The organism is Stutzerimonas azotifigens, from assembly GCF_013522725.1.
GTDB classification, from domain to species: domain Bacteria; phylum Pseudomonadota; class Gammaproteobacteria; order Pseudomonadales; family Pseudomonadaceae; genus Stutzerimonas; species Stutzerimonas azotifigens_A.
Genome location: NZ_JAAMRF010000012.1, coordinates 15906 through 35007, shown reverse-complemented (window position 1 = coordinate 35007; position 19102 = coordinate 15906). Strand labels below are relative to the sequence as shown.

16 protein-coding genes are annotated in these 19102 nt (G+C 65.2%); 5 read left to right on the top strand and 11 right to left on the bottom strand.

All coding sequences use genetic code 11. From position 1 onward, the window contains the following. Window positions 1-61: 61 nt before the first annotated feature. On the bottom strand, window positions 62-1087 hold the full coding sequence (locus tag G7026_RS20190; RefSeq protein WP_181072818.1) for a LysM peptidoglycan-binding domain-containing protein: 1026 nt from the start codon (window positions 1085-1087) through the stop codon (window positions 62-64). A 147-nt stretch (window positions 1088-1234) separates the two neighbouring features. Between G7026_RS20190 and def the strand changes: the two genes are divergently transcribed. The 5 genes from def to G7026_RS20165 all read left to right on the top strand — a co-directional run bounded on the left by def (window position 1235) and on the right by G7026_RS20165 (window position 5778). Beyond that, window positions 1235-1741, top strand: a complete 507-nt coding sequence (gene def, locus G7026_RS20185; protein ID WP_181072816.1) for a peptide deformylase — start codon at window positions 1235-1237, stop codon at window positions 1739-1741. Window positions 1742-1802: 61 nt separating this feature from the next. Continuing rightward, a complete protein-coding gene (gene fmt, locus G7026_RS20180) occupies window positions 1803-2735 on the top strand; it encodes a methionyl-tRNA formyltransferase (protein ID WP_181072814.1) in 933 nt (310 codons plus the stop codon). Between the two features lie 10 nt (window positions 2736-2745). After that, a complete protein-coding gene (rsmB, locus tag G7026_RS20175; RefSeq protein WP_181072812.1) occupies window positions 2746-4074 on the top strand; it encodes a 16S rRNA (cytosine(967)-C(5))-methyltransferase RsmB in 1329 nt (442 codons plus the stop codon). Continuing rightward, window positions 4071-5444 carry a Trk system potassium transporter TrkA gene (gene trkA, locus G7026_RS20170; RefSeq protein ID WP_181072810.1) on the top strand — a complete coding sequence of 458 codons (1374 nt, stop codon included), beginning with the start codon at window positions 4071-4073 and terminating at the stop codon, window positions 5442-5444. Before rsmB ends, trkA begins: the two co-directional genes overlap by 4 nt. A 22-nt stretch (window positions 5445-5466) precedes the next feature. Next, on the top strand, window positions 5467-5778 hold the full coding sequence (locus G7026_RS20165; protein ID WP_181072808.1) for a tetratricopeptide repeat protein: 312 nt from the start codon (window positions 5467-5469) through the stop codon (window positions 5776-5778). Window positions 5779-5819: 41 nt separating this feature from the next. Here the strand turns inward: G7026_RS20165 and G7026_RS20160 are convergent, their stop codons facing one another. The 10 genes from G7026_RS20160 to G7026_RS20115 all read right to left on the bottom strand — a co-directional run bounded on the left by G7026_RS20160 (window position 5820) and on the right by G7026_RS20115 (window position 19057). Beyond that, window positions 5820-7742: a methyl-accepting chemotaxis protein gene (locus G7026_RS20160; protein ID WP_181072807.1), complete on the bottom strand. Its 1923-nt coding sequence runs from the start codon at window positions 7740-7742 to the stop codon at window positions 5820-5822. Window positions 7743-7911: 169 nt separating this feature from the next. Next, window positions 7912-9510, bottom strand: a complete 1599-nt coding sequence (locus tag G7026_RS20155; protein WP_181072806.1) for a malate:quinone oxidoreductase — start codon at window positions 9508-9510, stop codon at window positions 7912-7914. Between the two features lie 382 nt (window positions 9511-9892). Next, window positions 9893-11269, bottom strand: coding sequence for an aspartate aminotransferase family protein (locus tag G7026_RS20150; protein WP_181072805.1), 1377 nt, complete (start codon window positions 11267-11269; stop codon window positions 9893-9895). A gap of 94 nt (window positions 11270-11363) precedes the next feature. Next, the gene (locus tag G7026_RS20145; RefSeq protein ID WP_181072804.1) at window positions 11364-12833 is read right to left on the bottom strand and encodes an NAD-dependent succinate-semialdehyde dehydrogenase; all 1470 of its coding nucleotides are present in this window, start codon (window positions 12831-12833) and stop codon (window positions 11364-11366) included. Between the two features lie 261 nt (window positions 12834-13094). After that, window positions 13095-13748: a 7-cyano-7-deazaguanine/7-aminomethyl-7-deazaguanine transporter gene (locus G7026_RS20140; RefSeq protein ID WP_181072803.1), complete on the bottom strand. Its 654-nt coding sequence runs from the start codon at window positions 13746-13748 to the stop codon at window positions 13095-13097. A 236-nt stretch (window positions 13749-13984) separates the two neighbouring features. Further along, window positions 13985-15271: an SLC13 family permease gene (locus G7026_RS20135; RefSeq protein WP_181072802.1), complete on the bottom strand. Its 1287-nt coding sequence runs from the start codon at window positions 15269-15271 to the stop codon at window positions 13985-13987. A gap of 135 nt (window positions 15272-15406) precedes the next feature. Then, entirely contained in the window at window positions 15407-16057 is a 651-nt protein-coding gene (leuD, locus tag G7026_RS20130) for a 3-isopropylmalate dehydratase small subunit (protein ID WP_181072801.1), read from the bottom strand. A gap of 11 nt (window positions 16058-16068) precedes the next feature. Further along, complete coding sequence (gene leuC / locus G7026_RS20125) at window positions 16069-17472, bottom strand: 3-isopropylmalate dehydratase large subunit (RefSeq protein ID WP_181072800.1); 1404 nt, start codon at window positions 17470-17472, stop codon at window positions 16069-16071. A gap of 116 nt (window positions 17473-17588) precedes the next feature. Beyond that, window positions 17589-18476, bottom strand: coding sequence for a LysR substrate-binding domain-containing protein (locus tag G7026_RS20120; protein ID WP_181072798.1), 888 nt, complete (start codon window positions 18474-18476; stop codon window positions 17589-17591). Between the two features lie 104 nt (window positions 18477-18580). Then, window positions 18581-19057, bottom strand: a complete 477-nt coding sequence (locus G7026_RS20115) for an Lrp/AsnC family transcriptional regulator (RefSeq protein WP_181072796.1) — start codon at window positions 19055-19057, stop codon at window positions 18581-18583. Between the last annotated feature and the right edge of the window lie 45 nt (window positions 19058-19102).

Below are 19102 nucleotides of genomic sequence, written 5' to 3'. Positions count from 1 at the left end.
GCGTCCGTGCGGCGAGTGCAGCATAAAGCAAAAGCCCCGCATCGGCGGGGCTCTGGTTGACTCAGGGGTTGCGAACCTTGTCCATCACCGACAGTGACCGGGTCGCCTGGAGGACCAGCCCGTAGCTGAGCTTGTCGTAGGCGCGGAACACCATCAGCAGACCGGCACGCTCGTCCGGAATCTTCACGTACTCGCCGGTGACCCGGTCGCGAACGGTTTCGCCGGTCTTGTAGACAGCCAGCACGTGGCCTTCCTCCAGGCCGTCACGAGCGCCCTTGTTGAGGGTGACCACGTCGAACTGACCAATCTGGGTCACGCCACGAGGAACGTCGAGGATCAGGCCGTTGATCTCGGCTTCCGGCGCCTTGGGCATGAAGGTCGAATTGACCGCACGCTCTTCGGTGGGGAACAGGCGGTCGCCCAGGCGGACTTCCTGGTTGGTGCGCAGCAGATACAGGGTGGCGATATCGCCTTCGACATCGACGATTTCCGCACCGCCGACGTCATCGGCATTGATGCCGAGGAATTCCTTGGTTTCCGGATCCGTATAGGTCTTGCCCTGACGGAAGATGCCATAAGCCGGCAGGCCTTCCTGGAACTGACCGCGGCCGTAGATACGGTCGCCGGAACCGCTGATCACGCGCTCGGCGTTACCCGCGACAATATAGGGCGCGCCCTGGAACTCGGCGGGGCTGTCGATGATCCGATTCTTCAGCAGGAAGCTGTTGATCGCTTCCAGCGGAATGGTCGGGATCGCCTCGGCCATCGGCGTGCTGCGAACGCGCGGCGACAGCTTGATGGTGCCCCGCGATGCGCCGCGATCGAGCGTCAGACGCGGCTGACCGTCGATGTAGACCAGACTCAGCGTATCGCCGGGGTAGATCAGGTGCGGGTTTTCGATTTGCGGGTTGGCATGCCAGAGCTCAGGCCATTTCCAGGGCTCGCGCAGGAACCGGCCGGAAATATCCCAGAGCGTATCCCCCTTCACTACGGTATACCGCTCCGGATGCCCGTCCTTCAGCTGCACCGCAGCCTGGGCCAACCCGCCGACGGCCACTAGCAACAGGGCGAGTAGTGATTTCCTCATGTGGTGAATCCCTTTATTATGTGTCTTCACGTAAAGCGCCCTAGCGCCGCGAAACCCTTGTAGGACGCGGCGTGAAGCCGTTTCCAAGCTGCTGGGCATCTTAGCAGCGGATTTTGACTTTATTCCATAAGTGCATCACAAACGCATATGGCGATTCTGAACATCCTCGAATTTCCTGATCCACGGCTGCGCACCATCGCCAAACCGGTCGCCGAAGTGGACGAGAACATTCGCCAGCTGGTCGACGACATGTTCGAGACCATGTACGACGCACCGGGCATCGGCTTGGCGGCGACGCAGGTCAACGTGCACAAACAGGTGGTGGTGATGGACTTGTCCGAGGACAAGACCGAGCCGCGGGTTTTCATCAACCCGCAGATCGAGCCGCTGACCGAGGAGATGGACCAGTATCAGGAAGGTTGCCTGTCGGTGCCCGGCTTCTACGAGAACGTGGACCGCCCGCAGAAGGTCAAGGTCAAGGCGCTGGACCGCGACGGCCAGCCCTACGAGCTGATCGCCGAAGGTTTGCTGGCGGTGTGCATCCAGCACGAATGCGATCACCTCAACGGCAAGCTCTTCGTCGATTACCTGTCCACGCTCAAGCGCGACCGGATCAAGAAAAAGCTGGAAAAGCTCCATCGCCAGCAGGCCTGATCCGCCTCTTCCGTCCCAGAAAGGCTTGCCGCGGCAAGCCTTTTTTCGTAGCGAGATACCCATGCGCATCGTTTTCGCCGGCACCCCCGAATTCGCCGCTCAGCACCTGCAGGCCCTGCTCGATGCCGGCCAGCAGGTGGTGGCCGTCTACACCCAGCCGGACCGACCTGCCGGCCGCGGCCAGAAGCTGATGCCAAGCCCGGTCAAGCAGCTCGCGGTGAACCACAGCATCGAGGTTCGCCAGCCGGCGACCTTGCGCGACCCGGCCGCCCAGGCCGAGCTAGCATCGCTACAGGCTGACCTCATGGTGGTGGTCGCCTACGGGCTGATCCTGCCGCAGGTGGTGCTCGACACGCCGCGCCTGGGCTGCATCAACAGCCACGCCTCGCTGCTGCCGCGCTGGCGCGGTGCGGCACCGATCCAGCGGGCGATCGAAGCGGGCGACGCGCAAAGCGGCGTCACCGTGATGCAGATGGAAGCAGGCCTCGACACCGGGCCGATGCTGTTGAAGGTCAATACGCCGATCACCGCCGAGGACACCGGCGGCAGCCTGCACGACCGGCTAGCCACGCTCGGCGCCCAGGCGGTGGTCGAGGCCGTACATGCGCTGGCCGCTGGCACCCTGATCGGCGAGCCGCAGGACGACAGCCTGTCGACCTACGCGCGCAAGCTGAGCAAGGAGGAGGCGCTGCTCGACTGGAGCCGCCCGGCCGCCGAGCTGGAGCGGCAGATTCGCGCCTTCAACCCCTGGCCGCTCTGCCACAGCAACCTCAAGGGCGAGAGCCTGAAGATCCATGCCGCGCGACTCGGCCAAGGCATGGGCGCACCGGGCACCCTGCTCGAAGCGAGCCGCGACGGTCTCTTGGTCGCCTGCGGCGAAGGCGCCTTGCTGCTGACCCGCCTGCAGCTGCCCGGCGGCAAGCCGCTGGCGTTCGGCGATCTCTACAACAGCCGCCGCGAGCAGTTCGCACTCGGCGCGGTGCTGGGCCAATGAGGGCCTGCCGATGAATCCTCGCCTGGCCGCCGCCCGCGCCCTGGCCTCGGTGCTTGCCGGCAAGGCCTCGCTCAACAGCGCCCTGCCCGATGCGCTAGCCAAGGTAGACGCCCGCGACCGCGGCCTGACCCAGGAGCTGGCGCTCGGCACCGCACGCTGGCAGCCGCGCCTGGCCGGGCTCGCCGAGCGCCTGCTGCAGAAGCCGTTCAAGGCGGCCGATCGCGACGCCGAGGCGCTGTTGCTGGTCGGCCTCTACCAGCTGTTCTACACCCGCGTCCCGGCCCATGCGGCCATCGGCGAAACAGTCGGCTGCGTCGATAAGCTGAGAAAGCCCTGGGCCAAAGGCCTGCTCAACGCCGTGCTGCGCCGGGCGCAACGCGACGGCGAAGCCCTGTTCGTCGAACTCGAGCACGACCCAGTGATTCGCGTGGCGCATCCGCGCTGGCTGCAAAAAGCGTTGAAAGCGCACTGGCCCGAGCAGTGGGAACAGGTGTGCGCGGCCAACAACGCCCATCCGCCATTCACCCTGCGGGTCAACCGTCGCCACGGCTCGCGCGACGCCTACCTGGCCGAACTCACCGCACAGGGTATCGAGGCGGCGGCCTGCCGCTACAGCGAAGATGGCATCCGCCTGGCCCAGGCCTGCGACGTGCACCAGCTGCCGGGTTTCGCCGAGGGACGGGTCAGTGTGCAGGACGAAGCCGCGCAGCTCAGCGCCGCCCTGCTCGACCTGGCACCCGGCCAGCGCGTGCTCGATGCCTGCTGCGCCCCCGGCGGCAAGACTTGCCACCTGCTCGAACGCGAGGCGGGTCTTGCCGGGCTGGTTGCCCTGGAACTCGAACCCAAGCGCCTGGCGCGCGTCGAGGAGAACCTCGCCCGCCTCGGCCTCTCCGCCGAGCTGGTGGCCGCCGATGCCCGCGACACCGCGCGCTGGTGGGACGGCCAGCCGTTCCAGCGCATCCTGCTCGACGCGCCCTGCTCGGCCACCGGCGTGATTCGTCGCCATCCGGACATCAAGCTGACCCGCCAGCCCGAAGACATCGCACCGTTGGCGGCGCTGCAGGGCGAGCTGCTCGATGCGCTCTGGCCGACCCTGGCGGTCGGCGGCGTGTTGCTCTATGCGACCTGTTCGGTGATGCCGACCGAGAACCGCGAGGTGATCGCGGCGTTTCTCGCCCGCACTCCCGGCGCGCGCGAGCTGGACATTGCCGGCGACTTCGGCCTCAAGCAGACCCATGGCCGCCAGTTACTGCCACAGCCCGACGGCCATGACGGCTTCTACTATGCCAAACTGATCAAGATCGCGGCGGGCCCGCGCAGCACAGAGAACCTTCAGTGAAGATCATCATTCTCGGCGCCGGGCAGGTCGGCGGAACGCTGGCCGAACACCTGGCCAGCGAGGCCAACGACATCACCGTGGTCGACACCGATGGCGATCGCCTGCGCGACCTCGGCAGCCGCCTGGATATTCGCACCATCCACGGCCGCGGCTCCTTTCCCACCGTGCTGCGCCAGGCCGGTGCGGATGACGCCGACATGCTGGTGGCGGTGACCAATAGCGACGAAACCAACATGGTCGCCTGTCAGGTGGCCTACAGCATGTTCCACACGCCGACCAAGATCGCCCGGGTGCGCGAGTCCGCCTACCTGATCCGCGGCGGCCTGTTCAGCAACGAGGCGATACCGGTCGACGTGCTGATCAGCCCCGAACAGCTGGTCACCAACTATATCCGGCGGCTGATCGAGCATCCCGGTTCGCTGCAGGTGATCGACTTCGCCGAAGGCAAGGCGCAGCTGGTCGCGGTACGCGCCTACTACGGCGGCCCGCTGGTGGGCCAGCAGTTGCGCCAGTTGCGCCAGCACATGCCCAACGTCGACACCCGGGTGGCGGCGATCTTCCGTCGCAACCGCGCCATCCTGCCCCAGGGCGATACCGTCATCGAAGCGGATGATGAAGTCTTCTTCATCGCCGCGCGTGCCCACATCCGCGCGGTGATGAGCGAAATGCGCCGCCTCGACGACAGCTACAAGCGCATCGTCATCGCCGGCGGCGGCCACATCGGCGAGCGCCTGGCCGAAGCCATCGAGAGCCGCTACCAGGTCAAGATCATCGAGATGAACCCCGCGCGCTGTCGCTATCTGTCCGAGACCCTCGACAGCGCCATCGTGCTGCAGGGCAGCGCCTCGGACCGCGACCTGCTGGTGGAAGAGAACATCAACGAGGCCGACGTGTTCCTCGCCCTGACCAACGACGACGAGGCCAACATTATGTCCTCGCTGCTCGCCAAGCGCCTGGGCGCACGCAAGGTGATGAGCATCATCAACAACCCGGCCTACGTGGATCTGGTGCAGGGCGGCGAGATCGACATCGCCATCAGCCCGCAGCAGGCCACCATCGGCTCGCTGCTGACCCATGTGCGCCGGGGCGATATCGTCAGCGCGCACTCGCTGCGCCGCGGCGCCGCCGAAGCCATCGAGGTGATCGCCCACGGCGACCCGCGATCGAGCAAGGTGGTCGGGCGAACGGTCGAACAGATCGCCCTACCCTCGGGCACCACCATCGGTGCGGTGATCCGCGACGAGCAGGTGCTGATCGCCCATGACGACACGATGATCGAGTCGGGCGACCATGTGATCCTGTTCCTCGTCGACAAGAAGCACATCCGCGACGTCGAACGGCTGTTCCAGGCCGGCCTGACGTTCTTCTAGCACGCCGCCCGGAGGGGTACCGATGCTCGAATCGCTGGAAAAGATGCTCGCCAAGGGCATGGACAACCCGATGCTGCGCTTTGGCCTCGGCAAGGGTTATCTGGATGCCGGCGATGCGGCCCGCGCCAGCGAGCACCTGCAACGCTGCGTCAAGCAGGATCCGGGCTATTCGGCGGCGTGGAAGCTGCTCGGCAAGGCGCACCAGCAGCGTGGCGACGCCGAGGCCGCGCGCGCGGCCTGGGAGCAGGGCCTGGCCGCCGCCCAGGCAAAGGGCGACAAGCAGGCCGAAAAGGAAATGACGGTGTTTCTGCGCAAGCTCGACAAGCAGCGCTGACCCGCAAGGGCCGGCACGCCTGCGCGCGCCGACCGCCCCGGTCAGACGCGGAAGCGGCTGACCAACATCTGCAGCTGGTTGCCCAGGCGCGCCAGCTCCACGCTCGAAGAGGCGGTTTCCTGGCTGGCCGCGGCGGTCTGCTCGGAAACGTCGCGCACGTTGAGGATGCTGCGGCTGATTTCCTCGGCCACCGCGCTCTGCTGCTCGGCCGCCGCGGCGATCTGCTGGTTCATCGACTGGATGTTCGACACGGTGCGGGTGATGTTCGACAGCGAACCACCGGCGCGACGGGTCAGCTCGACGCTGCTGTCGGTGAGGTTGCGGCTGCTCTGCATCACGGTCGCAACCTGCTGGGTACCGCTCTGCAGGCCGGCGACCAGCTCCTCGATCTCCTCGGTGGACTTCTGGGTGCGCTGGGCCAGCCCGCGTACCTCGTCTGCGACCACCGCGAAACCGCGACCGGCCTCACCGGCGCGAGCGGCCTCGATGGCGGCGTTGAGCGCCAACAGGTTGGTCTGCTCGGCGACCGCCTTGATCACGTCCATCACGCTGCCGATCTTGTTGCTTTCCTTCTCCAGCACCTTCATCGCTTCGGTGGAGCGACCCACCTCGCTGGCCAGACGCTCAATCTGGGCGACGACTTCGGCGACAACCCGGTCGCCTTCGCGGGCTTCGTTGTCGGCTTCGACGGCCGCCTGCGCCGCCTCCTCGGCGTTGCGCGCGACTTCCTGCACGGTGGCGGACATCTCGTGCATGGCAGTCGCCACCTGGTCGGTCTCGACCTTCTGGCTGTTGACCCCGGCGCTGGTCTGCTCGGTCACCGCCGACAGTTCTTCGGCGGCGCTGCTGATCTGGCTAACACCGTCGCGGATGCCGCTGATCAGCTCACGCAAGGTCGAACCCATGCGCTGGATGCCCTGCTGCAACACGCCCATCTCGTCACGGCGGGTGATCTGCGCGCTGCTGGTCAGGTCACCGGAGGCGATACGCTCCACATGGGTCATGGTTTCGCGCAGCGGACGAATGATCTGCTGGGTGATCAGCCAGGCTGCCAGCACGCCGAACAGCACCGCCAGCAACGCGCTGATCAGCTGGACGTTACGTGCCTCGCCGCTCTCGATTCCTAGGCGATCGACCTGGAACTTGTAGAGTGCGTCGCTGATCTTGTTGATTTCATAGCCCTGCAGGGTCATTTCCTGGCGCGACCGGGCAATGGTTTTGTTGGCCTTGGTGTAGTTGCCTACCGCCGCCTTATAGGCGTTGACGGCCCCTTCGATCTGCTGCACCAGCATGCGCTCGTCGCCGGACATGGCGCTCGCCAGCTGCGGCACGCTTGCGACCATGTCGTCGACAGACTGTAGCAGGGCCTGCTCGGTCTGCGGGTTGGCGCTGGCGCGGTAGGCCGCCATCAGGTAGTCGAGCTGCAGCAGGTCTTCCTTGATCTCAGTGGTGGCCAGGAGTCGCGCGAAGCGATTGTCGTTCTCGGCGGGCAGGCGCAGGGTGGCCGCGGTGATGCCGGCGATGGCCTGCTTGGCCTTCTCCGATTGTGCGGCAACCTCCTGGCGGGCACCGTTGGCGAGCGCATAGGCATCGAACATGACCTGGAGCGAACGCTGGTAGTCCTCGTTGATGGCCGCCTGCTGCTTCAGCATCTCGACGTTCACAGGATTCTTGAAGGTGGCCAGCAGCTTCTTCTGCTGGTCGATGTAAATGCCCAGGTTGGTCTTCAGCCGGTCGGTGCTGACCTGATCGGCGTTGTCCACCATGAACTGCAGCCGGGCGATGCGCACGTTGGTCCAGGTGGTGTTGAGGTGGGTGATCTCGGTCATCCACAGGCTGCGCTGAATCACGCTGCCCAGGCTGTTCCAGCCGTTCCAGGCCAGCATCACGGTTAGCGCCAGGACTACGCCGAAACCCAGCGCCAGCTTCTTGGTGACGCTGATGTTTGCAAACCAGCTCTTCATAAAAACATCTCCAATGACAAACATTTTCTAGTGCGAAACGCTGGAGATTGTTCTTATGCGGCCAGCCGGATTTCTTGTGCACGATGTCGGCAGAAACGAGCCCTTCTGAAGGGTTTCGCTCGTCCCAAAAAAAGAAACCCGCCGAAGCGGGCTCCTTTTTTCCGCCTGGTTAGCGGGCGTCGGCGAGCGATGCGGTCTGCCCGTCCTCGGGCATGACCTCGTCGAATCGCAACTGCAGGTGTTCGCTGCTGTACGCACGGATCTCGTTGGTCAGTGCCAGGTCGTTGTTCAGCTGGCGACCATAGGAGGGGATGATCCGCTTGAGCTTGGCCTGCCACTCAGGCGACTCGACGCGCTCGGCGAAGTTCTTCTTCAGCAGGTTGAGCATGATCGGCGCGGCGGTCGAAGCACCTGGGGAAGCCCCCAGCAGTGCGGCGATGCTGCCATCGGCGGAGCTCACCACCTCGGTGCCGAACTGCAGGATGCCGCCCTTTGCCGGATCGTCCTTGATGATCTGCACACGCTGGCCTGCGGTCCACAGCTCCCAATCCTCGGAGCGGGCCTCGGGGAAGTAGTCACGCAGCACGGCGATACGGTCTTCCTGGTCGAGCATCAACTGGCCGATCAGGTACTTGCTCAGATCGAAGTTGTCGGTACCGGCCTGGATCATCGGGATGACGTTGTCGGTGCTCATCGAGCTCGGCAGGTCCATCAGCGAGCCGTTCTTCAGGAACTTGGTAGAGAAGGTCGCGAACGGTCCGAACAGCAGTACCTTGTCGCCGTCGATCACGCGGGTATCGAGGTGCGGCACCGACATCGGCGGCGAACCGACCGAAGCCAGGCCATAGACCTTGGCCTGATGGCGAGCGACGATTTCCGGGTTCTTGGTCACCAGGAACTGGCCGCCGACCGGGAAGCCGGCATAGCCCTTGGCTTCAGGGATGTCGGTCATCTGCAGCAGCTTGAGCGCGCCGCCACCGGCACCGATGAAGACGAACTTGGCCTTGACCTGGGTTTCGGCCTCGCCCTTGGCGAGATCGGCGACCATCACCGTCCAGGTGCCGTCGTCGTTGCGGGTGATGCCGCGCACTTCGTGCTGCAGGTGCAGGTTGACGTTGTCGCTACGGGTCAGCGCGCCCACCAGCTGGCGGGTGATCTCGCCGAAGTTGACGTCGGTGCCGATCGGCATGCGCGTGGCGGCGATCTTCTGCGTCGCCTCACGACCTTCCATCACCAGGGGGATCCACTGCTCGATCTGCGCCGGGTCCTCGGAATACTCCATGCCGCGGAACAGCGAGCTGTGCTGCAGCGCCTCGTGGCGCTTGCGCAGGAATTCGACGTTGTCGTCGCCCCAGACGAAGCTCATGTGCGGCACGTTGTTGATGAAGCGCTTGGGCTCTTTAAGTACCTCGTTCTGCACCTGGTGCGCCCAGAACTGCTTGGAGATCTCGAAGGACTCGTTGATCGCCACCGCCTTGCTGATGTCGATGCTGCCATCGGCTGTCTCAGGGGTGTAGTTCAGCTCGCAGAACGCGGAATGGCCGGTACCGGCGTTGTTCCAGGCGTTGGAGCTCTCGTCAGCGACGGCGTCCAGTCGCTCGTAGATGTCGATGCTCCAGCCCGGCTCTAGCTCGTGCAGGTAGGTGCCCAGGGTTGCGCTCATGATGCCGCCGCCGATCAACAAGACGTCGACGGTCTTTTCCGGCTCGCTTGGCTTGGAGCAGCCGATCAGGCTGAAGCCCAGCAGTGCCACTAACAGTTTTTTCATGGAAGGAAATTGCCTACTACGGAAGAATTGCATGGCGTGTCCGCCAACGGTGCCGCAAGGCACGGGGAAAGCCCTCTGGCCGGCCAGCAGGTTGCGTGGACACGAGTGAAGCGTTGCGCTTGGTGGTGCGGAAGGCGCGGCTGCGAGGCCCTTGAGCGTGGGCATGAGCGCGCCTGGAGCGTCCCGGTGCAGGACGTCATCGAGCATGAAGACGGGCGGCGAGGCCTGCTCGGCCGGCGATGTTCTGACTTTTAGCGGAACCGGCGCGAGGCCGCGCATTCTAGGGAGCCCGCCCTGGCGATGCAATGCGCAAAGGCACAGCCGCGCGCATCACGCCAGAGACCCGCTGCCGCACTGCAGCGCCGCGGCGCTGCGCGTTCCCTCAGAGCACCTCGCTGGCCACCGCGTCGACCGCCGCCTTGGCGATGCCGACGATCTCGTCGGCCTGGGCCTTGCTCAGCACCAGCGGTGGAGCGAAACCAAGGATGTCGCCGTGGGGCATGGCACGGGCAATCATGCCACGCTCGAGGCAGGCCGCCGAGACCTTCGGGCCGACCTTCAAGGCCGGGTCGAACGGCGTGCGGGCCTCGCGGTCGGCCATGAATTCGATCGCCGCGAGCATGCCGTCACCGCGCACCTCGCCTACCAGCGGATGGCCTTCGAACGCCTGACGCAACTGCCCGTTGAGGTAGGCGCCAACCTCGGCGGCGTTGGCGGTGAGGTTCTCCCGCTCAAGGATATCCAGATTGGCCAGCGCCGCGGCCGCGCAGATCGGGTGGCCCGAGTAGGTCCAGCCGTGGCCCATGGCACCGTCGCGGGCCGAGGCCGAGTCGATCACATCCCAGACCTTTTCGCCGACGATCACCGCAGAGAGCGGCGCGTAGGCGCTGGTCAGGCCCTTGGCGGTGGTGATCAGGTCCGGGCGCATGCCGTAGCGCTGGCTGCCCATGCGGTCGCCCAGTCGGCCGAAGGCACAGACCACCTCGTCGGCGATCAAGAGAATGTCGTACTTGGCCAGTACTGCCTGGATCGCCTCCCAGTAGCCGGCTGGCGGCACGATGATGCCGCCGGTGCCCATCACCGGCTCGCCGATGAAGGCGGCCACGGTGTCCGGCCCCTCGGCCTGGATCAGCCGCTCCAGGTCCTCGACGCAGTGGCGCACGAACGCCGCCTCGTCCATGCCGGTCGGGGCCTTATAGAAGTGCGGGCAGGCAGCGTGCTTGATGTCCGGCGCCGGCAGGTCGAAGTGCTGGTGGAAGCTGGCCAGGCCGGTCAGGCTGCCGGTCATGATTCCCGAGCCGTGATAGCCGCGCTGACGGGAGATGATCTTTTTCTTTTGCGGGCGTCCGAGCACGTTGTTGTAGTAACGCACCAGCTTGATCTGGGTCTCGTTGGCATCGGAGCCGGACATTCCATAGTAGACCTTCTTCATGCCCTGCGGCGCCCAGCCGATGACGCGCGTCGACAGCTCGATGATCGCCTCGCTCGAGTGGCCCACGTAGGTGTGGTAGTAGGCCAGCTCCTTGGCCTGCTTGTAGATCGCCTCGGCGATTTCATCACGGCCGTAGCCGACGTTGACGCAGTACAGGCCGGCGAAGGCATCGAGGTATTCGCGGCCCTGGTGATCGCGGATGTGCACACCGCTGGCGCCGGTGATGATCTTGCCCGGCAGCGCACCGCTCGCATGGTCATGGGCGTGGGTGGACGGGTGCATGAAGTGCGCGCGGTCCTGTTCGAACAGGGTTTCGAGGTGGCTCATGGGCTTCTCCGTTGACGGTGATGGGTGGGGCGCGAATTCCGTGTCCCCTACCCGGCCCTCTCCCGGTGGAAAGGGGATGGTCCTGGGTGTGCGTTTACGCCTGGTAACGTTGCCCCTGGGTATGGATGCAGACGTATTTGGTCTCGACGAAGGGCTCGAAGCCTTCGCTACCCCCCTCGCGGCCAAGGCCGGACGCCTTCATGCCGCCGAAGGGGACCGGGTGGCCGGTGAATTTCGTGCCGTTGACCGCGACCATGGCATGGTCGAGACGAGCGATCAGCGCGTGCACACGGTCCAGGCGGTTGCTGCAAACGTAGGCCGCCAGGCCGTACTCGGTATCGTTGGCCATCGCCACGGCTTCATCGAGGCTGTCGAAGGCGCGCACGCCGGCGATGGGCGCGAAGTTTTCCTCGCGGTAGATACGCATGCCGACGCTGACGTCGGCCAGCAGTGTCGGCTGCCAGAACCAGCCGCCAAGAGCATGGGGCTCGCCGCCGACCAGCAGGCGCGCGCCCTGTTGCAGCGCGTCGGCCACCCGCTCGGCAGTGGCGTCGAAAGCTGCCTGGTGCATCAGCGGGCCGATGCGGTTGCCCTCCTCGAGGCCCGGGCCGACACGCAGCTCGCGGATCGCCCGGGCGAAATGCTGCAGAAAGGCTTCGTAGACGGGGCGCTGCACCAGAATACGGTTGGCGGCGCAGCAGTCCTGGCCGCTGGTCTGGAACTTGGCGTCCAGCGCCACCTGCACGGCGTGCTCCAGGTCGGCATCGTCGCAGACGATCAGCGGCGCGTTGCCGCCCAGCTCCAGCGCTACCTTTTTCACATCCTCGGCAACCGCCTGCAGCACCCGTTTGCCAACACGGGTCGAGCCGGTGAAGCTCACCGCCCGTACACGGGTGTCACCGACCAGGGTTTCCATGCACAGCTGCGGCTCGCCGAGCACCACGTTGAACACCCCGGCGGGCAATCCCGCCTCTTCGGCGAGCTGCGCCAGGGCGAAGGCCGAGTAGGGCGTCTCGTGTGCCGGCTTGACCACTACCGAGCAACCGGCCGCCAGCGCTGCCGCGGCCTTGCGGGTGATCATCGCCGAGGGAAAGTTCCACGGCGTGATCAGCGCACAAACGCCGACCGGCTGCTTGAGCGTGGCCAGCTCGGCGCCGGGGATGTGGCTCGGAATGGTTTGCCCATGGAGCCGGCGCGCCTCTTCGGCGAACCAGGGGATGAAGCTGGCGGCGTAGCGGATTTCGCCCCGCGCCTCGGCCAGCGGCTTGCCCTGCTCCTGGCTGAGGATCCAGGCCAGGTCCTCCTGGTGCTCGAGAATCAATTCGCCCCAACGCCGCAGCAGGACCGCCCGCTCGTCCAGACTACGCGCCCGCCAGGGTCCGAAGGCGCGCTGCGCGGCATCGACCGCGGCGACGATCTGCTCGCGCTCGAGCATTGGCACATGGCCGATCTCGGCCTGGTTGGCGGGATTCTGTACGGCGATGCTGGCGCCGCTGCGGCTGTGGATCCACTGGCCGTCGACGTAGCAGAGCGATTTGAACAGCAGGGGGTGTTTGAGCGGCATGACGACGTCTCCGGGCCGTGTGGCATGGGAGACATCCTAGGGAAGGGCGGCTTGGGGTTTTTCCCGTAGCAGGCCTATGCGCTAGCGGAAATTTCTGTTTGCCGGGGGTGAAACGGCAAAACGCTGGAGGCACAGCCGCGATGGTGGACCGTCGGCGCGTTCGGTGCCTAAGGGCCTGTTTTACACCGTACGCCAGACGCGGGCGAGGCGGCTGGCGGCGACCGCTCGACCAGCCCCCAGCGCCCCTGTCGGCGCTCAGCGTTAGGCCGTGGCCGTCTGCTTGCCCTGCAGCAAACGCACGATGACGTTCAGCAGCATGCCGTAGAGCGGCACGAACAGCGCCAGGCTGATGATCAGCTTGATCACGTAGTCGACGCTGGCGATCTCCACCCAGTTCGCCGCCATGAAGGGATCGTCGCTGTGCCAGAAGGCAATGGAGAAGAACACGAAGGTGTCCAGCAGGTTGCCAAATACCGTGGAAGCACTCGGCGCGACCCACCACTGGCGCAGCCGCCGCAGGCGGTCGAACACCTGAATGTCGATGATCTGGCCGAGCGCATAGGCGAGGAAGCTGGCCACCGCGATGCGGAACACGAACAGATTGAACTCACCGAGCGCGGCCAAGCCACCGAACACGCCCTGGTGAAACAGTACCGAGACCACATAGGAGGCCACCAACGCCGGGATCATCACTCGGGCGATTACCCGCCGCGCAGGCCCCTTGCCGAGCAGGCGCACGGTCAGATCGGTGGCCAGGAAGATGAACGGAAAACTGAACGCCCCCCAGGTGGTGTGCCAGCCGAACAGGGTCATCGGCAGCTGCACCAGGTAGTTGCTGGCGATGATGATGAGGATGTGGAAGGCGATCAGGCCGGCCAGGGTGGCGCGGCGGACCGACGAAGGGATCTGCAGCATGGCATGTCCTTTTTGAGGGTGATGGGGTGAGGGAACCCATTGCCTCGCCGACAGGCCGAGGCGGCGCGCATTCTAGCCCCGCCGGCGGGGACCAGCCAGCGCTTTCGTCGCGTCGGATGGCCAGACGCGAGCCAGCTCGCCGTGTTCACCGGCATGATGCGCGCCGCATGACCGCTTCGCGGAATGGCCCCTTGGCGACCGAGGATCGCCAAGGGGCAGTCGACGCCGAATCGGTGTTAGCCGATCAGCCTGAAGAACACCAGCAGCAGGACACAGGACACGCCTATGAACGGCAACAGCAGCAGCTGGAAGAACAGTCGCCCTCGCTCCACCTCGCTCTGTACGCCGGCCAGGGCCAGCGCACCGGCGGAAGAGAACGGCGAGAAGCCGGTCATCGAGGCGCAAAGCATGATCACTGCCAGCAGCAGCGTCTCGCTGGTGCCGGTCTGCGCCGCCAGGCTCGGCGCCATCGGAAAGAGAGTGGGCATCACCACACCGAGCGTGCTCGAGAAAAAGCTCATCAGGCTCGCGGAGACGCCGGTCGCGTAGGGAACATTGGCGGCGCTGACGTGCGTCGCCAGCCACTGCGACAGCGCACTGATGGTCCCGGCCTTCACCGCTACCGCGATGAGCATGCCCATGCCGCACAGCAGCACGATGATCGTCCACGGCACCTTGGCCAGCGCATCCTTTTCGTTTCCGACGCGCAGGACCAGCGCCAGTACGATCCCGATGATCGAGACGAAGGTGGCATCCATCCGCGAGGCGATGGTGCCCAGCAAGGCGACCGAGGGCATCGCGGCGGCGAGCACGCTTGGCAGCACGATGGCGGCGATCACCGCCAGAATCAGCGCCAGCGTGCGCCGCTGCGCAGGGTCCAGCGGCTCCGGCGGCTCGCTGTCCAGGTGGCGGGTTCGGTAGCCCTTGAGCAGGACGTAGGCCGCAAGGAACATCACCGTGTTGACGACAAAGGCGTCGATCAGCAGCACATGCGTATGGTTGGCCGCAGTCAGCACATCGTAGCCGGCATTCTCCAGAATGCCCTGGGTGACCCGGCCGCCCATGCTGATGGGCACGAAGGTCGTGGCCATGCCGCCACAGACGACGATGATCGCCCCCAGCACGCGGCTCATCCCGGTACGCGCCGCTACCGACATCACCAGCGGCGAAAGGAACACGAATACCGCGTAGTGCCCGGGTCCCACCCCGGAAATCAGCATCACCAGGCCATACAGGGCGAAAGGAATCATCGCCGGCATGCGCCGCGCCATGTAGACGGTGCGGTGGGAAATCTTGTCCAGCGTGCCGTTGCTGATGGCGAAGCCGAAGAAGAAGGTGATGGCAAAGATGATGAAGAACAGGTTGATCGGCCAGAAGCCCAGCAGCTCCTTGCTGCTCAGCCCCATCACCAGCACCGAGATGATGTAGGCGAAGCCCATCGCCAGCAGGCCGATGTTGATGTTCAGCCAATAGCCGATACCAATCGATGACAGGATGGCCAGAATGATGATGATTGTCAGCACGTAGGAATATCCCCGTTTTGTTATTGGAATGGGAAGCTGAAACGCGCGCGGAGGGTGTTTGCGGCCAGCCGCGCTACGACGCGCCGGAATCCGCCGCGTCGGAAGGTGCCCTGATGTCGTCGAGATCCGACCTCGTTACAGTCCTTCGACCGGTTCGAACAGCCAGGGCGTGCGTCGCTGCCGCTGCTGCTCGTACCGCTCGATTTCGTCGGTGCGCGCAAGCGTCAGGTCGATGTCGTCCAGCCCCTCGATCAGGCAATGCTTGCGGTGGCCGTCGATGTCGAAGCGCCATTGCTGCTCGCCACAACGAACCTGCTGCTGCGGCAGATCGACCTGCAGTCGCAGCCCCGGCGTTTGCTCCACCTGAACGAAAAGCGAATCGATGACCTCGGGCGCCAGCCGTATGGGCAGTACGCCGTTCTTCAGGCAGTTATTGAAGAAAATGTCGGCGAAGCTGGTACCCAGCAACACGCGGAAGCCGAACTCCTCGATGCCCCAGACGGCGTGCTCGCGACTGGAGCCGCAACCGAAGTTGTCGCGACACAGCAGGATCTGCGCGCCCTGGTAACGAGGCTGGTTGAGAGAGAACTCCGGATTCAGCGGTCGGTTGCTGCAGTCGGCACCCGGCACGCCCTCATCGAGGTAGCGCCAACTGTCGAACAGGTTCTGTCCGAACCCGGTGCGCCGAATCGATTTCATGAACTGCTTGGGCATGATCGCGTCGGTGTCGACGTCGCGCCTGTCCAGTGGAACGACCAGGCCATCTAGCGTGGTGAAAGGTTGCATGAGCCGACTCCTCAACAGGTGCGCACGTCTACGAAATGCCCCGCGATGGCAGCCGCGGCGGCCATCGCCGGACTGACCAGATGGGATCGACCACCGGCCCCCTGACGACCTTCGAAATTGCGATTGGAAGTGGAGGCGCAGCGCTCGCCGGGCAGCAGCCGATCCTCGTTCATGCCCAGGCACATGGAGCAACCGGGCTCGCGCCACTCGAATCCGGCGTCGACGAAGATACGGTCCAGGCCTTCGGCCTCCGCCTGCGCCTTGACCATGCCGGAGCCGGGAACGACCAGCGCCTGGCGAATGCTGGAGGCCACCCGCTGTCCCTTCACCACCGAGGCGGCGATGCGCAGATCTTCGATGCGGGCGTTGGTACAGGAGCCGATGAAGACCTTGTCCAGGCGTATATCGCTGATGGCCATGCCCGGACAGAGATCCATGTAGAACAGGGCCTGGGTGTAACTGTCCCTGCGCGTCGGCTCGATGTCCTCGGGGAGGGGCACGCGACCATCGATCGTGCAGGACATGTCCGGAGAGGTGCCCCAGGTGACGATCGGCTGGATGCTTTCCGCCGAGATGGCCAGTTCGCGATCGAAGCGCGCGCCCTCGTCGCTGACGAATTCTCGCCAGTAGGCCTGCGCCTGCTCCCAGGCATCGCCCGAGGGCACCGCCACCCGTCCCTGCAAGTAATCGATCGTCGTCTGGTCGACCCCGACCAGACCGACCCTGGCGCCCGCCTCGATGGACATGTTGCACAGGGTCATGCGCGCTTCCATCGACAGCGATTCGATGGTGTCGCCGGCGAACTCGATGGCATGCCCGGCCCCGCCCGATGCACCCAGCCGGGCGATGATGCCCAAGGCCAGATCCTTGGACGAGACGCCCTTGCCGAGCGTGCCGCTGACGGTAATGCGCAGCGTCTTGAGCGGCCGCATGCGCAGGCACTGGCTCGCCAGCAGGTGTTCGATGTCCGAGGTCCCGATGCCGAAGGCCAGCGCACCGAAGGCGCCATGCGTACTGGTGTGGGAATCGCCGCAGGCGATGGTCATTCCGGGCTGGGTGATGCCCAGTTCAGGCGCGATGACATGCAGGATGCCCTGGCGCGCGTCATCCATGCCGTAGTGGGTGATACCCAGGGCCTGGCAGTTGCTCGCCAGGGCGCGAACCTGCACCAGCGCCAGCTGGTCGGAGATGCCCTGCGAGCGCATCAGCGTGGGTACGTTGTGATCCGCGGCCGCGAGCACCGCATCGACTCGCCAGGGCTTTCGGCCACGCCGTCCGAGGCCTTCGAACGCCTGGGGGCTGGTCACTTCGTTGACCAGATGGCGATCGATGTAGACGAGTGCTTCGCCGTCGTCCAGGTCGACGACCCGGTGGCTGTCCCACAGTTTCTGAAAGAGCGTTTTGGCCTCTGCCATCGCCGTCTCCTTATCATTGTTTGGAGGCAATGTAGGGGCGTTCCGGCAGAGCTGCATAGCAATGGATTGCGAGCCCGCCATCGCGTTTCGCGATGACTAGCAGGCGAGAGGCTGGATCAGAGCTTGCCCTGCAGGTGATCGACCAAGAGGCGAGCGGCCACCGGAAGCGCGGCGTAATCCCGCACGCAAAGCTTGAGTTCGCGATAAGTCCAGGTCTCGTCCATCTCGACCACCGCGAGCGCCAGCTGGTTGGCGTGGTGTCTGGCCACCTGTTTCGGCAGCAGCGCCAGCCCGAGCCCGGCATCGACCATCAGGCACAGCACGTCATAGCTGGCCACGTGCATCCGTACATGCCAGGGGCGCGCCATCTCGTTTGCGGCCGCCGCCATCATGATCGACAGGGCACTGTCGGCGCGCATGCCCACGTACGGGTAATCGAGCGTGTCCCGGAAGCGGACCTTCTGCCTTCCCGCGAGAACATGGTCGGCCGGCGTGATCAGCATGAGCTGATCGCGGCGATAGGGGCGCACCTCCAGATCCACCGGAAGGCTGCCGTAGCTGAAGATGCCGAGGTCGACCGAATTGCTGGCGACAGCCTGCAGCGTCCGCGTGCTGACGCTTTCCTCCAAGTGGATGTTCACCTGTGGGTAGCGTGCCGAAAAGGCCTTGAGGTCGCCGGGCAGGAACTGCGAAAGCGAAGAGATGTTGGCGGCAATCCGGACGTCGCCGCGAACGCCGAGCCGGTAGTCCTCCATCTGCGACTCGATCTGCTCCAGGCCGCGCAACGCGGCGCGCGCAGGACCGAGCAAAGCCAATCCGGCCGCCGTGGGCACCACGCCCTTGTTGGTGCGAATCAACAGCTGCGTGCCGAGGGTCGCTTCCAGTTCGCCGAGGCGCTTGCTCACCGCCGCCGCGGCAATGTGCTCGCTGTTCGCCGCCGCGGCGATGCGGCCCTCTTCGACCACCCGGATGAAGAGCTTGAGGGAAATCGGGTCAAGGGCCAAGACAGCGTCTCCGGTGGGTCAAAGCTGCGATCATGCCCGAGTACCGCGCGCGAGGCAGCTGAAGCTGCAGGACGCGCCTACGTCAGTCGATGCCACCGAGTGAGCTACTCGTAGGCGTCGGCCGGGGGAAGGTCTTCGGCTGTCTTCACCGTCTTGGTCACGATGTAGGTGTAGTAGCGCTCGATCCCCAGGTCTTCCAGCAGCAGCGCGTCGATGAAGCGCTGATAGTGGTCGATGTCGCGGGCTCGGATCATCGCGATGTAATCGACGCCGCCGCCGGTGGCATAGCAGAAGGCGACTTCCGGGGCTTCGGCGAAGCGCTGCTCGAAGCGGCGCATGTCCTGCGCGGTGTGCCGCGCGAGGCTGATTTCCACCAGCACCTGCTGTGTGCGGAACAGCGCGCCCCAGTCGATCAGCGCGCGATAGCCACGCACCAGCCCGGCGGCCTCGAGCTTGCGCACGCGCTCCCAGGCCGGGGTCACCGACAGGTTGATGGCCTCGGCCAGCGCCGACTTGGTGATCCGCCCGTCCTCGGACAGGATGCGCAGGATCTTCAGGTCATAGCGGTCGATCTTGTGCATGGGCTTACCCCTTCAAAGAGCGCGCCGCAAACGCGCTTCAGATTC